The following is a 23,922-nucleotide window of genomic DNA, read 5'->3' on the forward strand; positions in this document are numbered from 1 at the left end:
CTCGGGTCCGGGCGGTCCCGGAGCCCGCTCAGACCCCGGCGAGGGCGGCGGCGAGCCGGTCGAGGACCGCGGGGGCGGCGGTGCGGTCGGTGCCGTCGGAGGCCAGGAAGGCGAAGGCGAGGAGCCGTCCGGAGGGGGCGACGACGGTGCCGGCCAGGGAGCTCACGCCGGTGAGGGTGCCGGTTTTGGCGCGGACCAGGCCGGCGGCGGCGCCGTCGGCGTTGCGGCCGGCGAGGGTGCCGGTGAAGCCGGCGACGGGCAGGCCGGTGAGGACCGGGCGCAGTTCGGGGCGGGCCGGGTCGGCGGCGCGGACGAGCAGGGAGGTGAGGAGTCCGGCGCTGATCCGGTCGGCGCGGTCGAGGCCGCTGCCGTCGGCGAGGCGGGCGCCGCGCAGGTCGACGCCGAGGGTGCGCAGGCGGGCGGTGACGGCCTGTTCGGCGCCGGTGAAGGAGGCGGGCTTGCCGTCGGCGAGGGCGGTCTGGCGGGCGAGTGCCTCGGCGATGTCGTTGTCGCTGTGGGTGAGCATGCGCTCGACGAGGGCGGCGAGGGGCGCGGAGAGGGTGCGGGCGAGCGGGGCGGCGTCGGCGGCGGCGCGGCCGGCGGCGGGTTCGCCGTGGACGGTGATGCCGCGTTCGCTCAGCAGCCGCGCGAAGGTGCGGGCGGCGTCGGGGGCGGGGGTCAGGCTGCGCTCGTGGTCGCCGGAGGTGGAGTCGTCGAGGCGGGCCTCGTCGGCCATGAGCGGGGTGACGGGGGCGAGGTTGCCGTTGGTGCCGATGGGGTGGTCGACGGGTCCGGTGTAGAGCGACTCGTCGTACGCGAGGGTCACGGCGGGCGCGGGGGGCGCGGCGGCGCTCTTGGCGCCGGGGGTGCCGGCGGCGCCCCGAGGGGCGCCCGTGGGGGCCGTACGGGCCTTCAGGGCGGCCGCGGTGTCGTCGGCGAGGGCGAGGAGGCTGGCGGCGCCGGGGCGGTCCGTACGGGCGGTCAGGGTGGGGTCGCCGCCGCCGGTCAGCACGATGCGGCGGCCGCCGGGGTCGGCGAGCACGCGGGTCTCGATGCGGTACTCGGGTCCGCGGGCGGCGAGCACGGCGGCCGCGGTGGCGATCTTGATGGTGGAGGCGGGGGTCTGCGGCAGCGCGGGGTCGGCGGCGTACAGGACCTTGCCGGTGGCGACGTCGACGACGGAGGCGGACCGGGAGCGGCCGAGCGCCGGGTCGGCGAGCAGCGGGGCGAGGGCGGCGGCGAGGGTGCGGTGCGCCGGGCCGGCGGGGGCCGTGGAGGGCAGGGCGGGGAGTACACCCGGGGCGCTGGGGGCTGCGGTGGGCGGCGCGGCGGGGGCGGGGGCTCCGTGATCTGCGCCACCCATCCGGCTCCGGGAGGCGGCCCAGTCCCGCTCGGCCTTACGCTGGCCGGAGTCCCAGGGACCGGATGCGGCCACCGCTCCGATCGCCAGGGTCAGGCCAATGGCGGCCGAACCCGCGGCGACCTGCCACGTTCTGACCAAAGGCACCTCGGACCAGCCCCTTTCGCGATCACACGACTGCGTGAGGGACACTTAACCACTGCGTCTTGCCGCGAGCATGGCACCCCACCCGGCTGGGGGCACCTCCCAGCGGTGGCTGGGCCGGACGCGCACGCAATTGAATTCAATGCAGTCTCGAAGCATGAAGCTGATCATGGAGGAGCAGGACGTGGAGTTCGACGTCACCATCGAGATCCCCAAGGGTTCGCGGAACAAGTACGAGGTGGACCACGAGACCGGCCGGATCCGCCTGGACCGTCGCCTCTTCACTTCCACGAGCTACCCGGCCGACTACGGCTTCGTCGAGAACACCCTGGGTGAGGACGGCGACCCGCTGGACGCCCTCGTGATCCTGGACGAGCCGACGTTCCCCGGCTGCCTGATCAAGTGCCGCGCGATCGGCATGTTCCGGATGACCGACGAGGCGGGCGGCGACGACAAGCTGCTGTGCGTCCCGGCGTCGGACCCGCGGGTGGAGCACCTGCGCGACATCCACCACGTGTCCGAGTTCGACCGCCTGGAGATCCAGCACTTCTTCGAGGTCTACAAGGACCTGGAGCCGGGCAAGTCGGTCGAGGGCGCCAACTGGGTCGGCCGCGCCGAGGCCGAGGTCGAGATCGAGGCCTCCTTCAAGCGTCTGCAGGAGCACGGCGGCCACTGAGCCGGCGCGCCGCGGGCGGCCCGCGCGCCGCTCACGGTCCGATTCCGCTTCGACGGGCGGCATCCCCACGGGGGTGCCGCCCGTCGGCGTATCCCCGGTGCCCTTGGATGAAACGATTCCGCATACTGTGATCACGGGCCTGGACAGATGGAGTGCGTGTGGCGGAGTCCGAGGGGGCAGAGGACCGTAAACCACGGTCCGACGAGGCGCGGAGCGCGTTCACGGCGCCGCCCGGAACGGATCCCGGGGGGCCGCCCGAGGAGGACCATCCGTCCTCGGAATTCGCGATTCCGCCGGGCATGGCCGCCGCGCAGACGGAGCCCGAGGGTTCCGCTTTCGTCCATCCGAGCAGCTACAGCGCCCACCAGCCCGGCACCGGGTACCCGCCCGGCCAGGGGTTTCCCGGCGGCCGGATGCCGGAGTCACCTTGGCAGGACCGGATGCGCACGATGCTCCGGATGCCGGTCGGCGAGCGGCCCGTGGCCGAGGCGGCGGCAAAACCGGACGAAGCCGGTCCGCCGGTCGGCCGCGTACTCGACCTCACCCTGCGCATCGGCGAGCTGCTGCTGTCCGGCGGCGAAGGGGCGGAGGACGTGGAGGCGGCGATGTTCGCCGTCAGCCGCTCGTACGGGCTCGACCGCTGCGAGCCGACCGTCACCTTCACCATGCTGTCGATCTCGTACCAGCCCTCGTTGGTCGCGGACCCGGTCACGGCCAGCCGTACGGTCCGCCGCCGCGGCACCGACTACAACCGGCTGGCGGCGGTCTACCGGCTGGTCGCCGACATCAGCGCGCCGGAGAGCGAGATCACGCTGGAGGACGCGTACCGCCGGCTCGCCGAGATCCGCCGCAACCGGCACCCGTACCCGACCTGGGTGCTGACCGGGGCCGCGGGGCTGCTGGCGGGCGCGGCCTCGACGCTGGTCGGCGGCGGGGTGCTGGTGTTCTTCGCGGCGGCCCTCGGCGCGGTCCTCGGCGACCGGCTGGCGTGGCTGTCCGCCGGGCGCGGGCTGCCGGAGTTCTACCAGTTCACGGTGGCCGCGATGCCGCCGGCCGCGATCGGGGTGGCGCTGTCCCTGATGCACGCGGACGTGAAGGCCTCGGCGGTGATCACGGGCGGGCTGTTCGCGCTGCTTCCGGGGCGGGCCCTGGTCGCGGCCGTGCAGGACGGCCTGACCGGCTACTACATCACCGCCGCGGCCCGGCTGCTGGAGGTCATGTACCTCTTCATCGGGATCATCGTCGGCGTGCTGGTGGTGCTGTACTTCGGCCTCCAGCTGGGCCCGCCGCTGGACCCGGAGACGGTCCTGCACATCACCGAGCGGCCGCTGGTGCAGATCGCCGCGTCAATGGTGCTGGTGCTGACCTTCGCGATCCTGCTCCAGCAGGAGCGCTCCACGGTGCTGATGGTGACCCTGAACGGCGGCGTGGCCTGGGTGATCTTCGGGGCGATGCGCTACGCGGGCGACATCCCGCCGGTGCCCTCGACCGCGGTCGCGGCCGGCGTGGTCGGCCTGTTCGGCCAGCTCTTCTCGCGCTACCGGCACAGCTCGGCGCTGCCGTACACCACGGCCGCGATCGGCCCGCTGCTGCCGGGTTCGGCCACGTACTTCGGACTGCTGTCGATCGCCGAGAACGAGCTGAACAAGGGCCTCGGCTCGCTCACCAACGCGGTGGCGGTGGCGCTCGCCATCGCGATCGGGGTGAACCTGGGGTCGGAGGTGTCCCGTCTGTTCATCCGGATCCCGGGGGCGGCCAAGCGCAGCGCGGCCAAGCGGACGCGCGGCTTCTGACGGCTCGCCCGGGGGCTTGCGACTGCCCCAGCCAGGGGCTTGCAACCGCCCGCCGAGGGGCTTGCGACCGCCCGCCGCAACGACGGCCGCCGCCCGCCCGTCCGCGGACTGCGGTCGGGCGGGCGGCGGTCGGGGTCGGCGTCCGGGTCGGGGCCGGTCTGCGGCCTGCGGCCCGGGTCAGCGCTTGGCGTGGCGGCCGCGCTGGGCGGGCGCCGGGGTGGCGCCGTCCTCGACCGCGCCGGCCGCGGCGTTGCGGGCCTCCTTGCGGGCCTTGAGGACCTCGAAGGCGACCGGGATCAGGGAGAGCAGGACGATCAGGACGAGGATCGGCTCGATGTTGTTCTTGATCAGGCTGATCTGGCCGAGCCAGTAGCCGGCCAGGGTGACGCCCGCGCCCCAGCCGATGCCGCCGATGATGTTGTACGTCAGGAAGGTGCGGTACTTCATCGAGCCGGCGCCCGCGACGATCGGCGCGAAGGTGCGGATGATCGGCACGAAACGGGCCAGCACGATGGCCTTGGGACCGTGGTGGTCCATGAACTCGTGCGCCTTGTCGAGGTTCTCGCGCTTGAAGAGCTTGGAGTTCGGCCGGTTGAAGAGCTTCGGCCCCAAGAATTTGCCGATCATGTAGCCGACCTGGTCACCGACGACGGCGGCCGCCACGATCAGGGTGCAGACCAGCCACAGCGGCTCGTCGATGTACTCGCCGTTGGCGACCAGAAGACCGGCCGTGAAGAGCAGCGAGTCACCCGGGAGGAAGGCGAAGAGCCCCGACTCGGCGAAGACGATGACCAGGATGCCGATCAAGCCGTATTCCGAGATCAGGTAGTCCGGGGACAGCCACTCGGGGGCGAGTGCAAGCGTCGTCGTGTACACGGGTTCCGGGCTCCTGGCTTGAGGGGTCGCGGCGATGCGGGGGCAGAGAGTCCGCCTTCAATTATCAACGCACGTCACCCCCACCCGGTTCCAGTACCGGGCAGGGGTAACTTTGCCATGCTTTTACCGATCGTGGCGCGCCGCGTTGGCCAGGATCGCCCGCCGGGTGTACCGCGCGAGGCCCGGGGCGGCCTCGTCGATGTTCTTCGTGAACCGCGGGTCCGCGACGTACATCTCGGCGAGCCCGCGGTGGATCTCGTACGAGCAGGCGTAGTGGTTGCGGGTGATCATGGCGCGGTGCTCCTCGGCGACGTCCATCGCCGCCGCCGACTCCGGGGCGGCCCCCGACGCCATCACGGCCACCATCCGGCGGGTGTTCTCCTCGGCCTCGTCCCGGATCCGCTCCCAGTCCGCCTTGGTGTACGAGGCGGAGCGGCGGGCGGACTCGCGGTAGGCGTCGGTGTCGCCCCAGCGCTGCTCGGCCTCCTGGGCGTACGCGTCGGGGTCGTGGTCCCCGAAGACCTCGAACTTCTCCTCGGGGGTGAGGTTGATGCTCATCGTGCGTGCCTCCATTGCGCGCTCCACGGCGGCGGCCATGTCCTGGAGCCGCCGGATCCGGCCCGACAGCAGCGCGTGCTGCCGGCGCAGGTGCTCCCGCGGGTCGGAGTCCGGGGCGTCCAGCAGGACCGCCACCTCGTCGAGGGGGAATCCGAGCTCCCGGTAGAACAGGATCTGCTGCAACCGGTCCAGGTCGGCGTCCTCGTAACGCCGGTGGCCGGCCGCACTGCGCCCGCTCGGGCAGAGCAGGCCGATCTCGTCGTAGTGGTGCAGGGTCCGCACCGTCACTCCGGCGAAACCGGCGACCTGGCCCACGGAGTAGCTCATCGTTTCCGCTCCTTCTCGGTACGCACCCCACTGTGTGACCTCACGTCGGGTGAGGTGCAAGCCGAAGCCGCCGCGTCTCATTTGTCCCTATACGGTGGGCCGATGGATCCTCGCCTGCTCCTGCGTGCCGCCGTACCCGCGCTCGTGGTCGGAGTGGGCGCGAGCCTGCTGCTGCTCGGCGTCAGCGAACTGGCCGAGTCCTTCAAGGACGTGCTGTGGGAAACCCTGCCGGACGCGATGGGGCTGGGCCGGTACTCGGTGGTGTGGATCCTCTGCGTCCTGACCGCGACCGGCATGGCCGTGGGGCTGGTGGTGTGGAAGGTGCCCGGGCACGCCGGGCCGGACCCGGCGACCACCGGACTGGTGGACGCGCCGCTGCCGGCCGCGGTGGTGCCGAGCCTGCTGCTCGCGAGCATGCTGGCGCTGGCGGGCGGGGTGAGCCTGGGGCCCGAGAACCCGATCACCGCGGCGAACATCGCGCTGGCGTGGTGGCTTGGGCGCAGACTCGCACCGGACAGCCCGGCGCAGGTGTGGGCGGCGCTGGCGGCCGCGGGCACGATCGGGGCGCTCTTCGGCACACCGGTGGCGGCGGCGCTGGTCCTGTCGGAGATGCTCGCCACCCGGCCGGCGGCGGTGGGGGCGGCGGCTGGTGCGGGCGGTACGGGTGCGGCGGATGGTACGGGTGGGGCGGGCAGCGCGGGCTCGGCGGGCGGGCCCGGCGGGGCGGGGCGGGCTCCGGCGTTGTGGGACCGGCTGTTCGCGCCGCTGGTGGCGGCCGCTGCCGGCGGGCTGACGACGACCCTGATCGCGCACCCGTCCTTCGAGCTGACCCTGCCGGACTTCGACGGGCCGGGCTGGGCCGACCTGCTGGCCGCCCTGGTGGTCGCGTCGGCCGGGGCGCTGGCGGGGCTGGCCGCGGTGTTCCTGTTCCCGTACGCGCACCGGGCGTTCGGCCGGCTGGGCCATCCGCTGCTGATGCTGCCCGCGGGCGGGTTGGTGCTGGGGCTGCTGGGGGCGCTGGGCGGCCCCCTGACGCTCTTCAAGGGGCTGGACGAGGTCCACGAGCTGTCCCTGGACCCGGGGGCGTACTCGGGGGCCGCGCTGCTGGGCATGGCGGCGGTGAAGCTGGTGGCGCTGACGACCGCGTCGGCGTCCGGGTTCCGGGGCGGGCGGATCTTCCCGGCGGTGTTCGCGGGCGTGGCCCTGGGCTTCGCCGCGCACGCGCTCGTGCCGTCCGTGCACCCCACGGTGGGGGTGACGTGCGCGGTCCTGGGCGTCCTGATGGCGGTCACCCGGCAGGGCTGGCTGAGCCTGTTCACGGCGGCGGTGCTCGCCGGGGCGGCCCCGGGCCTGATCCCGCTGCTGTGCCTGGCCAGCCTCCCGGCCTGGCTCCTGGTCTCGGACCGCCCGCAGATGCAGCTGACGGAAGCCGGAACTCCGCTGCGCTGAACGGCCGGGACACCGAGCGCCGGCCCGGCCCTAGGCTTGGCGCATGTCCGCGATCCGGCTCCTCGTCCTCGGTGCGGTCCGCCAGCACGGGCGGGCGCACGGCTACCAGGTGCGGGGCGATCTGGAGTCCTGGGGCGCCCACGCGTGGTCGAACGCCAAGCCCGGCTCGATCTACCACGCGCTCAAGCAGATGGCGAAGCAGGGCGTCCTGCTGGCCCACGAGGTGGCCCCGAGCGCGGCGGGCGGGCCGCCGCGCACCGAGTACGAGCTGACGGACGCCGGCCGCGAGGAGTACGTACGACTGCTGCGCGCGGCGCTGGCCGGCCACGAGCCGCACCGGGACGTGCTCGCCGCGGCGCTCGGCTTCATGGTGGACCTGCCGCGGGCGGAGGTGCTGCGGCTGCTCGGGGAACGGCTGGAGCAGCTGTCCGGCCGGCACCGCGCCGCGACCCGGCAGGACCGGGCCGGCGACGGCGCCGAGCGGCCGGCCCACCTCGCGGAGGTCGCACACATGTGGGTCCACGCCGCGGACGCGGAGGCCGAGTGGACCCGCGGGCTGGCGGCCCGCATCGAGGGCGGAGCGTACGCCTTCGCGGACGACACCGGGCGCCTGCGGAGACCATGAGGGCTACGAGGCCCGGGACTCCGTCTCCGGCTCCGGCTCCGGCTCCGGGGACCGGCCGGCCGTCTCCAGGTCCGCGATCAGTTCGAAGGCGGTCCGGCCGTCGAGGGACTCGCGGACGATGTCCGCGTGCCCGGCGTGCCGGGCGAACTCCTCGATCAGGTGCAGCACCAGCCAGCGCATCGAGACCTTGCTGTCCTTGGGGTACCAGGGGGCCTCGGGCAGCGGGAAGGTGTCGTCGAGGCTGGGCACCGAGCGGACGAACTCCTCGGTCTCCGCCGCGACCGCGTCCCAGAACTCCAGCATGGCGGGCAGCGACTCGTCCGTGACCAGCCGGAAGCTCTCGGACCACGTCTCCCGGGTCCGCTCCTTCTCGTTGGGCCGCTGCTGGGCGAGCCGCAGCCAGCCCAGCTCGGTCTCCGCCACGTGCTTGACCAGCCCGGACAACGAGAGCTCACTGGCGCTGGGACGGCTCGCGGCCTGCTCCTCGGTCAGCCCGAGCACCGAGCGGCGGATCGCGCCGCGCTGGGCCTGCGCGAAGGCCAGGAGCGCTCCGCGCTCGTCGCCGTACTGCTCCGAGGGAACGTGGGTCACCATGTTCAACCGCCTTTGTGGTCCGGGGTGTTGCCGTTGCCGTCCTGCTGACAAGACACACACTACGAACCAATGCGGTCAGGTTCTGTCCTCGATCCGCGTGGCGCGGGCCGGGAGTTCGGAAAACGCCCGGGTCCGGCGGCCCCGGGCCCGCCAGGCAGAGACCTCAGACGGCCTCAGGCGGCTCGGACGGCTCAGAAGGGGAATTCCGTCCGGCCGTGCTGCACCGAGATCCACTTCTGGGTGGTGAAGGCCTCGACGGTGGAGTCGCCGTTGAGGCGGCCCAGCCCGGAGGCCTTCTCGCCCCCGAAGGCGGCCAGCGGCTCGTCCCCGATGGTCGAGTCGTTGACGTGGATCATGCCGGTCTCGATCCGCTGGGCGAACCGGACGCCGCGCTCCACGTCACGGGTGTGCACGGCCCCGCTGAGCCCGTACGGCGTGGCGTTGGCGAGGCGGACCCCGTCCTCCTCGCCGTCGAAGGGCACCAGGAGGGCGACGGGCCCGAAGATCTCCTGCCCGAGCAGCGGCGAGTCCTCGTCGATGCCGGTGAGGACGGTCGGCTCGACCAGGTTGCCGCGGGTGGTGCCGCGTACGAGCACGGTCGCGCCGTCCTCGACGGCGCGGTCGACGAGCGCGGTGAGGGCATCGGCCTGGAAGGAGTTGATCAGGGGGCCGATCTGGGTGTCCTCGTCGCGGGGGTCCCCGGTCTTCAGGCCCCGGACCCGGGCGATGAACTTGGCGGTGAACTCGTCCGCGATGCTGCGGTCGACCAGGATCCGGTTGGCGGCCATGCAGACCTGCCCCTGGTACACGAAGCGGCTGAACACGGCAGCGTCCACGGCGTAGTCGAGGTCGGCGTCGTCGAGCACGACGAGGGCGCTGTTCCCGCTGAGGTTGAGCACGGTCCGCTTGAAGTGGCGGGCGGCGACCGCTCCCACGTGCCGGCCGACCCGGTCCGAGCCGGCGAAGGAGATGACCTTCGGCACCGGGTGGGTGAGGAGCGCGTCGCCGATCTCGGCGATGTCGGTGACCAGGACGTTGAGCAGCCCGGCGGGCAGTCCGGCGTCCTCGAAGAGCTTGGCGATGACACCGCCGCCGACGACCGGCGCGTTCTGGTTGGGCTTGATCACGACGGCGTTGCCGAGGGCGAGCGCCGGGGCCACGGACTTCAGGGTGACCAGGAAGGGGAAGTTGAAGGGGCTGATGACGGCGACGACGCCGATGGGCAGCCGCTGCACCCGGTTCTCCTTGCCCTGCACGGGCGACGGGAGGATCCGGCCCTCGGGCCGGACGGCGAGCTGGACGGCCTCGCGGAGGAACTCCTGGGCCAGGTAGATCTCGTAGGCGGCCTTGGTGCGGGTGCCGCCGAGCTCGTCGACCATCGCCTCGACGAGCTCCGCCTCGCGCTCGGCGGTCAGCCGGAGCACGGTCTCCAGGACCGCGCGTCTGCGGTACGGGCTGGTCTCGGCCCAGACCCGCTGGGCCCGCTCGGCGGCGCGGTAGGCCCGGTCGACCTGTTCCACGGTGGCCACGGTGATCGCGGCGAGCTTCTCACCGTTGTACGGGTTGACGTCGATGATGTCCCACGAGCCGGTGCCGGCCAGCCATTCGCCGTCTATGTACTGGTGAGCCAGCTCGGTGAATATGGACATGCCATCCCTTACTGCGAGCGGCGCGCGCACCGTTGCGCCCGCCGGACCCCGATGACTCCTACTACCCTGAATGGCCGTCATCCTACTTGTGGTTCAGGAGAGTTGGAGCAGTCCGCGAAGAAGATCCCGGGTTGCATCCGGACCCGGGCAGTCCGCCTGGAGCCGTTCCATGGCCCGCTCGTACTGGCCGACCTCCTCGTCCTTGTCGAGGTAGAGGGCACTGGTGAGCTGCTCCAGGTACACGATGTCCTGGAGATCCGACTCGGGGAACCGCAGCAGGGTGAAGGCGCCGCTCTCGCCGGCGTGCCCGCCGAAGCTGAACGGCATGACCTGCAGGCGCACGTTGGGGCGCTGCGAGAATTCGATGAGGTGCTCCAACTGGCCCCGCATCACGTCGCGGTCGCCGTAGGGGCGGCGCAGCGCGGCCTCGTCGAGCACGGCGTGGAAGACCGGCGCGTTCTCGGCGACGAGGACCTTCTGCCGTTCCAGCCGGAGTGCGACGCGGCGGTCGATCTCGGCGGCCGAGGCGTCGGGCATGCCCCGGCTGACGACGGCGTGCGCGTACGCCTCGGTCTGCAACAGGCCGTGGACGAACTGCACTTCGTAGATGCGGATGAGGGAGGCGGCGCCTTCCAGGCCGATGTACGTCTGGAACCATCCGGGCAGCACGTCGCCGTAACTGTGCCACCAGCCCGCCGCGTTGGCCTCGCGCACGAGACCCAGGAGCGACTCGCGCTCGGCGCCGTCGGTGACTCCGTAGAGGGTCAGCAGATCCTCGACGTCTCTGGCCTTGAAGCTCACCCTTCCCAACTCCAAGCGGCTGATCTTCGATTCGGACGCGCGGATCGAGTAGCCGGCCGCCTCACGGGTGATCCCACGGGATTCACGCAGTCGCCTGAGCTGAGACCCCAGGAGGATGCGCCGCACCACTGATCCACTGGATTCAGTCGCGGTCACTTCTCCAACCCTCCCCATCGCGGTATGTGTGCGGGCCCCCGTGCCCCGAGGTCCCGCAGTCTGCCACCAAAACGCATTGGGCCGTACTCGTTCTGTAACGGAATCGGGGGTCGCGGTGAAGAAGTCCGTAAGTATGCGTAGGAAGAAATGAGCAAGAACCGTCACGGGAGCGGACAGGTCCGGCGCGTGCACGTGCATCTGCCCTTGCATCTGCCCTACGCATTCGGAACCATGGTGCCGCGCAGCAGCGTGCAATCCGCGCATGCGCACAGGGCCCGCCCCGCAGTACCGCTCCGTCCGCGACTTCCGGGAGTGCCTCGCATGGGGACGAATGGATCGACCATGCTCGAGCCTTTACGGCAGGGGCTGCCCCCGGTCGACCCCACGGCCGTCTCCGGGTCCGCGTCGTGCGCCCTGCCCCCCCGCTTCGAGGCGGTCCGCGGTGCCCGCTCCTTCACCCGCTCCACGCTCGGCCAGTGGGGCCTCGACGACCGCTTCGACGACGTCTCCCTGGTGGTCTCCGAGCTCGTCACCAATGCGCTGCGGCACGCCCTGCCGGACGGCTCGCGCGACGCGTGCCCGCGCGAGGGCGACCCGGAGTCGCCGGTGCGGCTGCACCTGATGCGGTGGAGCACCCGGCTGGTGTGCGCGGTACGGGATCCCAGCGAGGACTGTCCGGCCGGATCGGGCGAGCGGTTCTCGCCGGAGCGGACCGAGGACTTCGACCTGGAGTCGGGCCGCGGGCTGTTCCTGGTGGACTCTTACAGCGACAACTGGGGCTGGCACCCGCTGGCGGGCCGGCTCACCGGCAAGGTCGTGTGGGCCCTGTTCCTGCTCCAGGACTGAGTCCCCGCTCGGAGGCCGGGCGCCCGCTCGGGACCTGACCCCGCGGACGACAGCGCGTCACACACGGGCGAGCGCCCGGCCGGATGGCCGGGCGCTCTTGCGCGTGTGCGGTCAGGGGGCGATCAGGTGGTCGAATTCCCCGTCCTTGACCCCGAGCAGCAGTGCCTCTATCTCCGCGGGTGTGTACACCAGCGCCGGCCCTTCGGGAAACCGCGAGTTGCGCACCGCGACCTCACCACCGGGCAGTTTGGCGAACTCCACGCAGGATCCCTGCGAGTTGCTGTGCCTGCTCTTCTGCCAGATCACCCCGTCGAGTTCTGTGGCCGCCATGCCGTTGTACGCGTGGTCCACAGGACGCCCCCGATTGTGCAGTGTCAACTCCACCGGATCATAGCTGTGTTCATATGCGCCTGCATGGGCAGATGCACGTGCACGGGGGGTGGCGGCCCCGTCACTCGATCAGTGGTGCGCCGTCCGCGAACGCGTGCCCACAGCAGGATTCACGTGCGGAGGGCTGCCGAAAGTTCCTCCAGGTCCGCCACCAGACGGTCGGCGCCGCACCGGAAGACGTCCGCGCCCGGGGCGTCACAGGCGGCGAGGGCCGCCCGCACCGGGCCCCAGTCCGGCACCCTGCCGTCCCGGATCTCCTTCGCCGCCCGCTCGGTGGCCGCGGCGAGGGCGTCCGCCAGCCCCGCCGCGCCCGGCGCCGGATCCTGCCCGCTGTCGGGCAGGTGCGCCTCCAGGATCATCGCGTTGCGGCCCAGCAGAGCCAGCGCCTCGTCCGCCGCGTCCGCCGCCGCCCGGGACAGCCCGCGGTGCCGTACCGGCTCGCCGGCCGCCCGGGCGACCGCCTCCCGCCAGGCGATCCGGGCCTCCCGTACGGCCAGCAGGGCTTCGCGGACCTCGGACCGCCGGGCGCCCGCCGGGTCGGCGTACTGTCTCAGCACCGCTGCCGCGTAGCGGCCGTCCGCCGCCGTCCAGTCGGCGAGCCGGGTGCGCAGCCGCGGGGTCTCCCACGCCGGGTAGAGGGCGTAGCCGAGCATCGCGAGCAGCCCGCCGACCAGGGTGAGCGCCACCCGGTCGGGCACGGTCTGGTCCCAGCGGGTGCCGCCCATGCCGAGCAGGAAGACCACGTACGAGGAAACGAAGACCTGCGAGACGGCGTACCCGGTGCGCAGCAGCGCGTACACGAGGCCGGCGCTGAGCACGGCGAGCACCCCCGACAGGTACATGCCCGGGTGGAGGAGTTGGACGATGCCGGTGGCGACGGCGACGCCGACCAGGGTGCCGGCGAACCGGGCCACCGCCCGGGAGTACGTCTGCGAGAAGTCGGGGCGCATCACCATCACGGAGGCCATCGGCGCCCAGTACGCGTGGCCCAGCGGCAGCGCCTGCCCGATGAGGTAGCCCGCCGAGGCCACCACCGAGACGCGTACGGCGTGCCGGAAGACCGGCGAGTCCGGCCGCAGTTGCGCGCGGACCTCCTTGAGCGCGAGGGGCACCAGCCGGGGCAGGGTGGGCCGGATGATCGATTCCTCGGGGCTGGCGGTGCGCCCCGAACCGGGCGCCGCGGTCTCCACGACGTCGTCGAGGAGGTGCGCCAGCCGGGCTGCGGCCCGGCGGGGCGCCCCGGTCAGCAGGTCACCGGTGTCGGGCGAGCGGAGCACGGAGAGCGCCGGCGCCGGCAGGCGTACGGGCTCCCCGTGCCGGATCGCGCGGGCGGCGGCGTCCAGCACGGCGGCGGCCGCGGCGAGCACCTCGCGGGCCCGGTCCCGGGCCGGGCCCTCCTCCGGCACGCCCACCGCGGGGTCGGCGAGCGAGGCGAGCACCGGGCGGATCCGCTCCGCCAGGCCCCGGGCGCCGTGCAGCTCCAGCGGGCGGCGGCGTGCCTGGCGCGGGGTGACGGCGGCCGCCGCGCGGGCCGTCATCAACGGCTGCGGGTCGAAGGCGGCGAGCGGCTCGTGGCGCAGCCGGCGGGCGTAGTCGGCCTCGGCGGCCAGCGCGTCGGCGAGCGCGTCGCGCTGCGCGCCCCAGCGGCGTACCGGGAACAGCACGATCAGCAGCGCCTGCACGACCCCGCCCGCGGCGATCAGCGCGGCGTGCCCGGCCGCCTGCGCGACGGAGGTCGGCAGGGTGACGGTCACCAGCATGATCGCCACGTTGCCGGAGGCGATGATGCCCGCGGTGGGACCGGCCGCCCAGGCCATGCCGGCTGCGAACGCCCACACCGCGAGCAGGACCTGGAAGGCCGCGGTGTGCGAGGAGCCGACCAGGTAGCCGATGAACGTACTGGCGGCCAGGGTCGCTCCGGAGGCCAGCGCGAGCACGGGGCGGGGGCGCCAACTGCGCTGGAAGGTGGCGATGGCCGCCTGGAACGCGCCGAACGCCGAGCTGGCGGCGGAGCCGGGGCCGAACAGGGCGAGGCCGGCGAAGACGACGATCGCCAGGCCGGTGGCGGCGCGGAGTGCGACGAGGGGTTCCAGGCGGGTCCGCTCCACGGTCATAGCCGACCGGACGGTCTCCTTCAGCGCCCGCACCCAGCTCATACCGCCGACCCTAACCTCCCACCCCCATTCCGGACTTATCCCCCTCTCCCCCCCCCACCCCACCACTGCCCGAACAGCCCCCGGGCGCGCCTCCCAGCCTCGCCGGCGCCCGGGGCATCATCAGCCTCGCCGGCGGCCGGGGCATCACCAGCCTCGCCGGCGTTCGAGGCGCGGGTCCGGGCGGAGCCCGGTGCCCGGCGCCAGCCGGGGTGCGGGTCGCCGGCACCGTCTTCACGGCCGAGCCGGGCGACCTCCGGGCAGGCCAGCCGGCGTGCACGCCGGCCCGCACGCAGTCGCTGTCACCCCCGACGTCCGGCCCGACCGGGTCCGCGGCACCCTGGACGGCGACGGTCCGCCCACCCCGCCCCTGGCCTGCGCCCCCTACCTGGACCACCGCCCCTGGCCTGCACCCCCTACCTGACCCGCCGCCCCTGACCGGCCGGCCCGTCCCAAGGCGGTGAGCGGATCGGCTGTCCACACCCTGTGGACAGCCGGGCGGCTCGCCGGCGCCGGCCGCTCCTTACCCTGAAGGCATGCGCACCCTCGTCGACCAGGCCTTCGCGGCCGCCCTCTACTCCCAGGACGACACCGGCCTCGACACCGGTGCCTCGCTGCTCGCCGCCGACGCCGCCGCCTGGCCGGAGACCGGCCGCGAGCTGCTGCGCCGCGGCGAGGACTTCGTACGGCAGGCCTGGGAGCGGGGGTGGCAGCCCGCGGACGTCGCCCGGCTGGTCCGGCGGGACCTCGACGAACGGCACCTGCGGCTGTGCGCCGACCTGATCGCGGCGGAGGGCCGGCGGTACGCGCAGCTGCCTGAGCGCTGGCAGGCACAGCTGGCCGCGCTCGACGGCGCCGCCGCGGTGTGGTGGGACGGCGACGCCGCCTACGCCCCGGGGCTGGCCCGGCGCGAAGCCGCGGACCGCTTCACCCTGGCCACCGCGTTCCTCGAACTCCTGCGGCTGCTGATCCGGCTGCCCGGCATCGAACCGGTCGGCCCGCCCCCCGGGGATCCGCTGGCCGCGGTCGCGGCGGTGCACGGCGACCCGAAGATGCTGGCCCGGATCCGGGCCCTGCTCGCCAAGGCGGAGGCCACGCAGTATCCGGAGGAGGCCGAGGCGCTCAGCGCCAAGGCCCAGGAACTGATGGCCCGGCACACCGTCGACGAGGCGCTGCTCGCGGCCCGCGGCACCGGCCCCGCGCAGCTGCCGGCCGCCTGCCGGATCGGCGTCGAGCCGCCGTACGAGGAGGCGAAGGCGGTCCTGCTGGACGCGGTGTCGACCGCGAACCGGTGCCGGGCCGTGTGGAACGGCAGCTTCGACTTCTCCACGGTGGTCGGCTTCGAGGCGGACCTGGAGGCGGTCGAGCTGCTGTACACCTCGCTGCTGGTGCAGGGCACCGCCGCGATGGCCCGGGCCGAACACGCCCAGCGCGCCGGCGGCCGCAAGCGCACCAAGACCTTCCGGCAGTCCTTCTTCCTTGCCTACGCGAGCCGGATCGGGCACCGGCTGGAGGAGACCGCGACCCGCACCACCGAGGCCGCGGGCGGCGCCTCGCTGCTGCCCGTGCTGGCGGCCCGCGACGTGGCGGTGACCTCGCGCGCCGAGGAGCTCTTCCCCCGGACGACCACGACCCGGCTGCGCGGCGCCACCGACTACGACGGCTGGACGGACGGCACCGCTGCCGCCGACCGCGCCAACGTCTCCCCCGGCCGCCCCCGCCTCCCCTGACACCGGCGCCCCTGCCACCCCCGGCACCCGCGGCACCCGCGGCCCGACCGCCGCCCCCGGCACCGCCACCGCCCTCACCTCTCCCGCTACTTCTACGCCCTCGTCGGCCTCCACGGCCTCCACGACCCCGTCGACCGCCACGACCCCGTCGACCGCCACAACCTCTGACATCGCTGCCCCCGCCCTCGCCCCTCGGTCCTGCATCCGGCACCGGCGCCAACCCCACACCGACGCCCTGAACCAGTCCTGCCCGCGCCCCGGGACCGAGGCACCCCCAGCCACCCCTGATCCGCCCCCGAGCCGCCCCCGACCGACCCCCGAGAAGCCCTCGAACACACCCCTGACCTGGCCCGCGTGGTGGCCGGGCATTGTCAGTGCCCGGTGTCACACTCGCACTCATGAACGAGCGGTGGGCCCTCGCGGAGGGCGAAGGCGGGGCCGTGCACACGGTGCCCCTGGGCCGCGACGGGCTCCCGGCCGGCTCCGCCCGGACCGCACCGGACCTCGCCGCGGCCGTCGCCGCCGCGCCCGCGGGCACCCGGTGGGTCTGGCGCGCCACCCACGAGGTGTACCCGCGGCTGCTCGCCGCCGGCGTCCGCGTCGAGCGGTGCTACGACATCGAGGACGCCGAACTGCTCCTCCTCGGCCACGAGGGCCGCTTCGGCGAGCCGCGCTCGGCCGCGGCCGCCCACGCCCGGCTGCGCCACGCCCCGGTCCCCCCGGACCCGCCACTGCGCTCCGCGCTGCCGGGCAGCCAGTCCTCCCTGTTCGAGCCGCAGAGCACCCCGGTGTCCTTCGACGCGCTCCTGGAGGTCTACGCGGAGCAGCAGCGCCGCCACGACGCGGCCGAACACCCCGGCCGGATGCGGCTGCTGACGGCCGCCGAGTCCGCCGCGATGCTGGTGGCCGCCGAGATGAACAGGTCCGGTCTGCCCTGGCGGGCCGACGTCCACCGCGCGCTGCTCACCGAACTCCTCGGCGAGCGGTACGCGGGCGGCGGGCAGCCGCGCCGGCTGGCCGAACTCGCCGACGACATCTCCCGGGCCTTCGGCCGCCGGGTGAGCCCCGACCTGCCGGCCGACGTGGTCAAGGCCTTCGCCGAGGCCGGCATCAAGGTGAAGTCGACCCGCCGTTGGGAACTCCAGGAGCTGGACCACCCGGCAGTCGAGCCGCTGCTCGCCTTCAAGAAGCTGTACCGGATCTACACCGCGCACGGCTGGGGCTGGCTCCAGGACTGGGTGCACGAGGGCCGCTTCCGCCCCGAGTACGTGCCCGGGGGCACGGTCACCGGCCGCTGGGTCACCAACGGCGGCGGAGCCCTGCAGATCCCGAAGGTGATCCGCCGGGCCGTGGTCGCCGACCCGGGCTGGCGGCTCGTCGTCGCGGACGCCGACCAGATGGAGCCGCGGGTGCTCGCCGCGATCTCCCGGGACCCGGGCCTGATGGAGGTGGCCGGCCAGCCCGGCGACCTCTACAAGGCCGTCTCCGACCGGGCCTTCGCCGGCGACCGCGACGCCGCCAAGATCGCCGTGCTCGGCGCCGTGTACGGGCAGACCTCCGGCGACGGCCTGAAGAACCTGGCCGCCCTGCGCCGCCGCTACCCCCGTGCCGTGGCGTACGTGGACGAGGCGGCGAAGGCGGGCGAGGAAGGCCGGCTCGTACGGACCTGGCTGGGCCGCACCTGCCCGCCGGCCGCGGGCGCCGACGAGGACGGCGGCGAGGCCGGGCTGCCCCAGGACGAGTGGACCCCGGGCTACGCCTCCACCAACACCCGCGCCCGCGGCCGCTTCACGCGGAACTTCGTCGTCCAGGGCAGCGCCGCCGACTGGGCGCTGCTGATGCTGGCGGCGCTGCGGCAGGCGCTGACGGGCCTGCGGGCCGAGCTGGTCTTCTTCCAGCACGACGAAGTGATCGTGCACTGCCCGGCCGAGGAGGCCGGGCAGGTGACGGAGGCGATCCGCGCGGCCGCCGGGCTGGCCGGGCGGATCGCCTTCGGTGAGACACCGGTCCGCTTCCCCTTCACGACGGCGGTGGTGGAGTGCTACGCCGACGCGAAGTAGACCGGGGCCGGCCGTCGCGCCGGCCGTCGCCCCCGTACCCGCTACTTGTCGCGGGTGAGGCGGGTGTCCGTGGCGATCTTCTCCATCAGGGCCATGGTCACCCCCGGCTCCGGACGGGTCGCGGCCAGGTGCTGGGCCGGGGAGTTGAAGGCGGAGACGATGATCCGCACCCCGTCCGGGCGGACCGTGTCCACGGTCCACCAGACCACGCCCTCGCCACCCTTCTCGCCGGGCCGCTGCTCCCGCACGATCTTGGTGCCGTCCGGCAGGGTCTTGATGCGGCCCTTCGGGTTGAAGGACTCCAGCACCCCGCTCATGCCCTCCTGGAGCTGGACGGTGACGTGGAAGACGCCGTTCCCGTCGTCGAGCCGCACCTCGGCGAACTCGCCGCCGCCCTCCTTGCGGACCACCGTCAGGTCGTCGGGCAGGTGGGACAGCAGCACCGGCAGCGTCGGGCGGTTCAGCCCCCGGCCCGGCGGAACCGGCTGCTCCTTCTCCGCGGGCGTCAGGTCCCGGAGCGCGGGCAGCCACTTCTCCGACCGGACCAGCGCCTCGAGCTGCGTGGGGTCCAGCGGCGGGGTGGGCCGGGAGATCGGCGCGTCCTTCTCGGCGGCGGCGTTCCACTCGCTCGCGTCGACGACGTATCCCTCCTTGGTGACCAGCGTGGCCCGCCAGGCCTTGGTGTCGACGCGCCGGTCCGGGTACTCGTACCCCTTGACGACCAGCAGTCGGCTGCCACCGGCCAGGTTCTTGGACGTGCATCCGTCGACGGGCACGTTGTCCGGGTCCGGGCAGACCGTCAGTTCCTTGGCCTGGACACCGCCGGGGTCGAGGCGCCACATGCCCACGTTGATCGCGGCCTTGCCGTTGCCGTCGTCGTACACGCCGCCGGCCATCGGGCCCTCGGCGGTGCCGCGGCCGGTGGTGCCGGTGAGGGTGCCGCCCGGCAGCAGCTCCTTGAGGACCTGCACCAGCTGCTCCCCGGAGACGTTCCCGCCCCCGGTCGGCCGCTGCCTGCTGTCGACGCCCGTCGGGGACGGCTTCAGCTCGCCGGGCGCGGCGACCGAGGTCTTCTCCGCGCCGCCGCCCAGCAGACCGGCCGTGAAGGCGCCGGTGGTGCCGATCGCGGCCAGCGCGAGCACGCTGCCTCCGACGACGGCCGCCCGCCGCCGGCGCACCAGCCGCCGGCCGCGCTGCTCCCCGCCCTCGACCAGGGCGTGCCGGTCGGTGGCGAAGGAACCCCCGGCGCTCCGGAGCGCCTCGCCGAGCTCGTCTTCAAAGGGCATGGGAAACCAGACCTTCCGCGGAATGAGGATGAGGTGGATGCGATGAGCTGAAGCTGAATACGGTGCGTTGAGCGGGATGCCTCAGCGGGCGGCGAACTCCCACAGCGAGCCGCCGAGCTGCTCCCGGAGCCGGGCCAGCGCCCGGTTGGCGCGGCTGCGGACGGCGGCGGAGCTGACGTTCATGGCGTCGGCCGTCTCCTCGATGCTGCGGTCCTCCCAGTAGCGGAGCACCACCACGGCCCGGTCCTGCGCCGACAGCCGGGCGAGCGCGTCGAGCAGCGTCACGCGCAGCGCCGGATCGGCCCACGCGTACGCGGACGTGCTCTCCGGGACCTCCTCGACGGGCCGCTCCGTCGACGAGCGGCGCCGCTGGTGCGTGAGGAACGTACGCACCAGGACGGTCTGCGCGTACGCAGCCGGATTGCCGATCCGCGCGATCCGCCCCCACGTCAGGTACATCCGACCGAGGGTCTCCTGCACCAAGTCCTCGGCGAGATGCGTGTCGCCGCTGGTCAACAGGCAGGCCGAACGGAACAGATGGCCGGTGCGGGCGTCCGCGAACTCGCGGAACCCGTCACGGCGCGACTGCCTCATGACTCCCCCTCACTTCTGCTTCACCTCAATGACGCGCCGGCCCCGCCACAATGTTTCACCCGTACGGAAACTCTTTCGCGGCGACCGGTGGCCCGGCCACCCCCGTTACCGGCGGTCGCAGCCGCGCCGCGCCGCAGGTCCCCGTACACCACCGTGCCCCGGCGGTGGCCGGGCACCTGCGCGAAGGCCCAGGAAGGTGGCGGGCGCACCTTCTCCGGGCCGCCCCCTGACGGCGAGCCTGGTGCGGGGGCGGCGGATAGTCCGCCGATGTCACCGCCAGGGGGAAAGCATGGACATGGTCCGGGAAAGGCGCCGGCCGAGATCCGGCAGTGCCATGAGCGCGGAGGCGGGGGAGGTCCACGACGCCCTGTTCGCCTCCCTGGCCCGGCGGGACCAGCGGCTCAAGGGCGAGCAGTACCTGCGGGGGCTGCTCGTTTCCGAGGGCCGCAAGTCGATCCGGAACATCGCCGCCCACCTCGGCGAGGCCGCCCTGGAGCAGAGCCTGCACCACTTCATCTCCAGCTCCACCTGGGACTGGATGCCGGTCCGCGCCGCGCTCGCCGCCGGCACCGGCCGGATCGTCCCCCCGCACGCCCTCGTGGTGCGGCCGCTCTCCATTCCCAAGACCGGCGAGCGCTCGGTCGGCGTTGACCGCGGCATCGACCCCCGGCTCGGGCACGCGTTCCGCGGCCAGCAGGCTTTCGGGGTCTGGCAGACCGCGCCCGCCCTCGGCGTCCCCGTGCACTGGCGGCTGCACCTGCCGGAAAGCTGGACCGAGGACCGGCTGCGGCGCCGTCGCGCCGAGATCCCGGCGGAGTTCGGCACCGAAACCCTGGAGGAGTGCGCGGTCGAAGCCGCCCTGGAGGCCGTCCGGTTCTCGTACGGCCCGCGCCGGCCGGTCGTCCTGGACCTGCCCGTCAACCGGGTGGGTGCGGTGCTGCGCCAGTTCAGCGCCGCCGGGGTGCCCGCCGTCGTACGGGTCGGCGACGAGACCCGCTTCAGTGTGGAGGACCCCGCGCTGCCCGGGCACGGCCGCGGACTGCTCCCGGCCCGTCAGATCCTGTCCTCCGTCACGGGCCTGCGCCGGCCCGCCACCTGGAGCGACCCGGCGGTCGCGTCGCCACTGCCGCGCACCTCGCTCGTGGCCGCCGTACGGGTGGGCCTGCCCGGCCCGGCACCGGCCGCGGGCACCCCCGGCGCGGCCACCACCGCGGCGGCCCCCGGAGCCGGCACCGCCGGCGGGCTGCTGCTGCTCGGGGAGTGGACCGATCCGCGCTCCGGCCCGGCCGCCCTGTGGGTCACCAACACGCCCCGGGTGCGCCCCGAGACCCTGCTCCGCACCACCCGGCTGACCTCCCGCGTCGACCACGACCTGGAGCGGTACGGGGAAGCCGCCGGGCTGCGCGACTTCGAGGGGCGGTCCTTCCGCGGCTGGCACCGCCACATCACGCTGGCCTCGGCCGCGCACGCCCTCGCCGCCCTCGGCGACCTGCCGCCGGGCCACGAGCGGGCGGCCCCGGGCACACCGGCCGGGGCCAGGCGCCGGACCGGCTACCCGTCCGCGCTGTCGGCCTGACGGGGCAGCCCCCGGTGCGTGCCGCCCTGCCGGTGCCGCAGCAACTCGCGGGTGTGCAGCAGCCGCAGCGCGAGCTGGATCTCCAGCGCCCGGGACGGCTCCTGCCAGTCGGCGCCGAGCAGTTCGGTCAGCCGCTCCAGCCGCCGCGACACGGTGTTGGGGTGGACGTGCAGGATCCCGGCGGCGCGCGTCGGACTGGCCTGCGAGGCGAAGTACGCCTCCAGCGTGCGGACCAGCTCAGCGTCGCGCTGCTCGTCGTATTTGAGGACCGCGCCGAACGTCGAGTCGATGTACCGGTCCACGTCGAGGTCGTCGGAGAGCAGCATGCCGAGGAAGCCGAGGTCGCCGGTGGCGGCCGCGGTGCCCTCGCCGCCGAGGGCGATCAGGGCCTCCAGGGAGCGGTGCGCCTCTTCGTAGACCTCCTTGATCTCGGACAGCACGCGGGCCGGCCCGGCCGAGCCGACCGAGACGGGCTGGCCGAGCAGCCCCGAGATCTCGCGGTGTACGGCCGAGGCGGCGGCGGACGGATCGGGGTCGGGCAGCAGCAGGACGACGCAGCCGCCGTGCACGGTCTTCAGGCCGGCGTTCCGGTGGGCGTAGAGGGAGGCCCAGGCCACGGCCTGGCCCTGCTCGACGCCTTCGGGGCGGACCACGACCACGGAGTGCGGCCGCTCGGTGTCGATGCCGAACCGGCGAGCCCGCTCGGCGAGTTGGCGCGGCGAGCGGGTGGTGCCGACCAGCAGGTCGTCGAAGAGTTCGTCGCGCACCGGACCCGCGGTGACGGCGGCGCCTCTCTGGAGCAGCAGCACGAGGGCCGCGGCCCGGCCGGCGTGCCCGAGGAATCCGGCCTCCTCCGGTCCGGGAGCGGTACGCGTCCGGAGCAGCAGCACACCGAGCTCCTCGGTGCCCGCGCACACGGGCGTGGCCCACAGCACCTCGGCGGGTGCGCCCGCATCGGGCCCGGGCCCCGAGTGGGGCTGGGACTGGGACTGGGACTGGGCGGCGGAGTCGGCGCCGGCGGCCGCCCCGCTGCCCGCACCCGCGCGCGGGACCGCGCCCGCTTCCAGGACCGCACCCGCACGCGGTACCCCGTCCGCCCCCGCGACCGGAGCAATCCCCGCCGCCGTGACCGAACCCGCGACCGCAAGCGCCCCCGCGACCGGCACCGGCCCCCGGGCGGCGAGCGCCGCAAGCGCGGCCTTGGCCACGGCTTCCTCGGGGAGCAGGCCGGCGCGCGCCGCCGCCTCGGTGGTGCGTCCCAGCGGCCGCCCGGCCGGGTCGTGGATGTGGACGGTCCCGTCGAGCAGTTCACCGGCGACCGCGGCGACCTCGCCGAGGTCCGCGCCGTCGAGGACCATCGCGGAGAGCCGGTCCCGGCCGGCCGCGAGCGCCGTGACCCGGCCGAGTACGGCCCGCTCCCGGGTGCTGCGCCGGGACAGCTGCGCGAGTTCCGTCTTGGTGCCCTCCATCAGCCGGGCCTTCTCCAGCGCGACCGCCGCCAGGTCGGCCAGCGAGCGCATCAGGCTGACCTCGTCGGGCGTGAAGTGGCGGAGCTTGCGGTCGGCCCCGTAGAGCGCGCCGACCGTCGTCGCACCGTGGCAGAGCGGCACCGCCAGGATCGCGCGCAGGCCTTCGGCCCGTACGACCTCGTCGATGCGGGCGGAGTGCGGGAACGCGGTGTCGCTGAGGTAGTCGGCGGTCCAGAACGGCGCCCGCTTGTCCTGCGCGGCCTCGCCGAGGCCGTGACCCGTGTCGATCTGCAGGCCGACGTTGAACATGGTGGTCTCGCCGTCCGACGAGTGCACGTACGAGCCGCCCTCGGGCCGCCGCAGGCTGATGTACGCCATGTCGAAGCCGAGCAGCCGGCGGGCCCGCCCGGTGATCACGCTGAGCAGGCCGTCGAGGTCGTACGGGGAGGTCATGTCCCGCGCGGTGTCGACGAGGGCGGCCATGCCGGACTCGCGGCGGCGGCGCTGGTCCGCCGAGGCGTGCACGGTCAGCGCGAGCTGAACCGCCTGGTCGAGCGAGGCCAGCCGCTCCGGGGTGATCGAGGGGTTGCCCCGGGCCGTGCGCAGCAGGTCGTCGAAGCGCTCGCGCGGGGCCTCCTGGGCGAGCAGCGCGAGGACGGACAGCGCATCGGCGTCACCCGTACCGGGCGCCTCATGCCATATCACGCAAAGCCCCTCAGAATACAGCAAAATTTGGGTCAAATCGGCCTAGGATCGTAAGATACCGCAACGTGGGGCGCCGGGCGGTTTGGGTGGCTGCGGGCGGTGTGC

The 23,922-nt window shown here is 73.9% G+C and carries 19 protein-coding genes; 8 read left to right on the forward strand and 11 right to left on the reverse strand.

What is annotated here, in order from left to right:
- Nucleotides 1-28: 28 nt before the first annotated feature.
- Nucleotides 29-1,507, reverse strand: a complete 1,479-nt coding sequence (dacB, locus tag OG764_RS16675) for a D-alanyl-D-alanine carboxypeptidase/D-alanyl-D-alanine endopeptidase (RefSeq protein ID WP_328969208.1) — start codon at nucleotides 1,505-1,507, stop codon at nucleotides 29-31.
- 181 nt (nucleotides 1,508-1,688) lie between these two features.
- Between dacB and OG764_RS16680 the strand changes: the two genes are divergently transcribed.
- Both OG764_RS16680 and OG764_RS16685 read left to right on the forward strand, forming a co-directional pair.
- Nucleotides 1,689-2,180 (forward strand): inorganic diphosphatase, encoded by a 492-nt coding sequence (locus tag OG764_RS16680; protein ID WP_328973038.1) that lies wholly within the window; start codon nucleotides 1,689-1,691, stop codon nucleotides 2,178-2,180.
- A 152-nt stretch (nucleotides 2,181-2,332) separates the two neighbouring features.
- The gene (locus OG764_RS16685; protein ID WP_443055951.1) at nucleotides 2,333-3,973 is read left to right on the forward strand and encodes a threonine/serine ThrE exporter family protein; all 1,641 of its coding nucleotides are present in this window, start codon (nucleotides 2,333-2,335) and stop codon (nucleotides 3,971-3,973) included.
- A gap of 177 nt (nucleotides 3,974-4,150) precedes the next feature.
- Here OG764_RS16685 and OG764_RS16690 read toward each other — a convergent pair whose 3' ends face one another.
- Together OG764_RS16690 and OG764_RS16695 are read right to left on the reverse strand one after the other, a co-directional pair.
- Nucleotides 4,151-4,849 (reverse strand): VTT domain-containing protein, encoded by a 699-nt coding sequence (locus OG764_RS16690; protein ID WP_443055953.1) that lies wholly within the window; start codon nucleotides 4,847-4,849, stop codon nucleotides 4,151-4,153.
- Nucleotides 4,850-4,972: 123 nt separating this feature from the next.
- Complete coding sequence (locus OG764_RS16695; protein WP_328969210.1) at nucleotides 4,973-5,734, reverse strand: MerR family transcriptional regulator; 762 nt, start codon at nucleotides 5,732-5,734, stop codon at nucleotides 4,973-4,975.
- 102 nt (nucleotides 5,735-5,836) lie between these two features.
- Between OG764_RS16695 and OG764_RS16700 the strand changes: the two genes are divergently transcribed.
- Together OG764_RS16700 and OG764_RS16705 are read left to right on the forward strand one after the other, a co-directional pair.
- Entirely contained in the window at nucleotides 5,837-7,183 is a 1,347-nt protein-coding gene (locus OG764_RS16700) for a chloride channel protein (RefSeq protein WP_328969211.1), read from the forward strand.
- A 43-nt stretch (nucleotides 7,184-7,226) separates the two neighbouring features.
- Nucleotides 7,227-7,808, forward strand: coding sequence for a PadR family transcriptional regulator (locus tag OG764_RS16705; RefSeq protein ID WP_328969212.1), 582 nt, complete (start codon nucleotides 7,227-7,229; stop codon nucleotides 7,806-7,808).
- A 3-nt stretch (nucleotides 7,809-7,811) separates the two neighbouring features.
- On the opposite strand, the gene OG764_RS16710 is transcribed toward OG764_RS16705, so the two are convergent.
- The 3 genes from OG764_RS16710 to OG764_RS16720 form a co-directional block, all read right to left on the reverse strand.
- A complete protein-coding gene (locus tag OG764_RS16710) occupies nucleotides 7,812-8,402 on the reverse strand; it encodes a DinB family protein (RefSeq protein WP_328969213.1) in 591 nt (196 codons plus the stop codon).
- A gap of 191 nt (nucleotides 8,403-8,593) precedes the next feature.
- Nucleotides 8,594-10,051, reverse strand: coding sequence for an aldehyde dehydrogenase family protein (locus OG764_RS16715; protein WP_328969214.1), 1,458 nt, complete (start codon nucleotides 10,049-10,051; stop codon nucleotides 8,594-8,596).
- 93 nt (nucleotides 10,052-10,144) lie between these two features.
- Entirely contained in the window at nucleotides 10,145-11,008 is an 864-nt protein-coding gene (locus OG764_RS16720) for a helix-turn-helix domain-containing protein (protein WP_328969215.1), read from the reverse strand.
- Between the two features lie 321 nt (nucleotides 11,009-11,329).
- Between OG764_RS16720 and OG764_RS16725 the strand changes: the two genes are divergently transcribed.
- On the forward strand, nucleotides 11,330-11,854 hold the full coding sequence (locus tag OG764_RS16725; protein ID WP_328969216.1) for an ATP-binding protein: 525 nt from the start codon (nucleotides 11,330-11,332) through the stop codon (nucleotides 11,852-11,854).
- 111 nt (nucleotides 11,855-11,965) lie between these two features.
- On the opposite strand, the gene OG764_RS16730 is transcribed toward OG764_RS16725, so the two are convergent.
- Together OG764_RS16730 and OG764_RS16735 are read right to left on the reverse strand one after the other, a co-directional pair.
- Nucleotides 11,966-12,205, reverse strand: coding sequence for a DUF397 domain-containing protein (locus OG764_RS16730; protein WP_328973039.1), 240 nt, complete (start codon nucleotides 12,203-12,205; stop codon nucleotides 11,966-11,968).
- A 149-nt stretch (nucleotides 12,206-12,354) separates the two neighbouring features.
- Entirely contained in the window at nucleotides 12,355-14,400 is a 2,046-nt protein-coding gene (locus OG764_RS16735; protein WP_328969217.1) for an FUSC family protein, read from the reverse strand.
- A gap of 533 nt (nucleotides 14,401-14,933) precedes the next feature.
- Between OG764_RS16735 and OG764_RS16740 the strand changes: the two genes are divergently transcribed.
- Entirely contained in the window at nucleotides 14,934-16,127 is a 1,194-nt protein-coding gene (locus tag OG764_RS16740; RefSeq protein WP_328969218.1) for a DUF2786 domain-containing protein, read from the forward strand.
- Between the two features lie 398 nt (nucleotides 16,128-16,525).
- Nucleotides 16,526-18,187, forward strand: coding sequence for a bifunctional 3'-5' exonuclease/DNA polymerase (locus tag OG764_RS16745; protein WP_328969219.1), 1,662 nt, complete (start codon nucleotides 16,526-16,528; stop codon nucleotides 18,185-18,187).
- A 41-nt stretch (nucleotides 18,188-18,228) separates the two neighbouring features.
- Here the strand turns inward: OG764_RS16745 and OG764_RS16750 are convergent, their stop codons facing one another.
- Both OG764_RS16750 and OG764_RS16755 read right to left on the reverse strand, forming a co-directional pair.
- Nucleotides 18,229-19,473, reverse strand: coding sequence for a hypothetical protein (locus OG764_RS16750; RefSeq protein ID WP_328969220.1), 1,245 nt, complete (start codon nucleotides 19,471-19,473; stop codon nucleotides 18,229-18,231).
- Nucleotides 19,474-19,554: 81 nt separating this feature from the next.
- Nucleotides 19,555-20,067: a SigE family RNA polymerase sigma factor gene (locus OG764_RS16755; RefSeq protein WP_328969221.1), complete on the reverse strand. Its 513-nt coding sequence runs from the start codon at nucleotides 20,065-20,067 to the stop codon at nucleotides 19,555-19,557.
- A 334-nt stretch (nucleotides 20,068-20,401) separates the two neighbouring features.
- Here OG764_RS16755 and OG764_RS16760 point away from each other — a divergent pair, with 334 nt between their 5' ends.
- The gene (locus tag OG764_RS16760; protein WP_328969222.1) at nucleotides 20,402-21,643 is read left to right on the forward strand and encodes an IS701 family transposase; all 1,242 of its coding nucleotides are present in this window, start codon (nucleotides 20,402-20,404) and stop codon (nucleotides 21,641-21,643) included.
- On the opposite strand, the gene OG764_RS16765 is transcribed toward OG764_RS16760, so the two are convergent.
- Nucleotides 21,619-23,817 (reverse strand): helix-turn-helix domain-containing protein, encoded by a 2,199-nt coding sequence (locus OG764_RS16765; protein ID WP_328969223.1) that lies wholly within the window; start codon nucleotides 23,815-23,817, stop codon nucleotides 21,619-21,621. The two genes, OG764_RS16760 and OG764_RS16765, sit on opposite strands and share 25 nt — an antisense overlap.
- Nucleotides 23,818-23,922: the final 105 nt, after the last annotated feature.

Origin of the sequence: Streptomyces sp. NBC_00239 (genome assembly GCF_036194065.1) — a bacterium.
Taxonomy (GTDB): domain Bacteria; phylum Actinomycetota; class Actinomycetes; order Streptomycetales; family Streptomycetaceae; genus Streptomyces.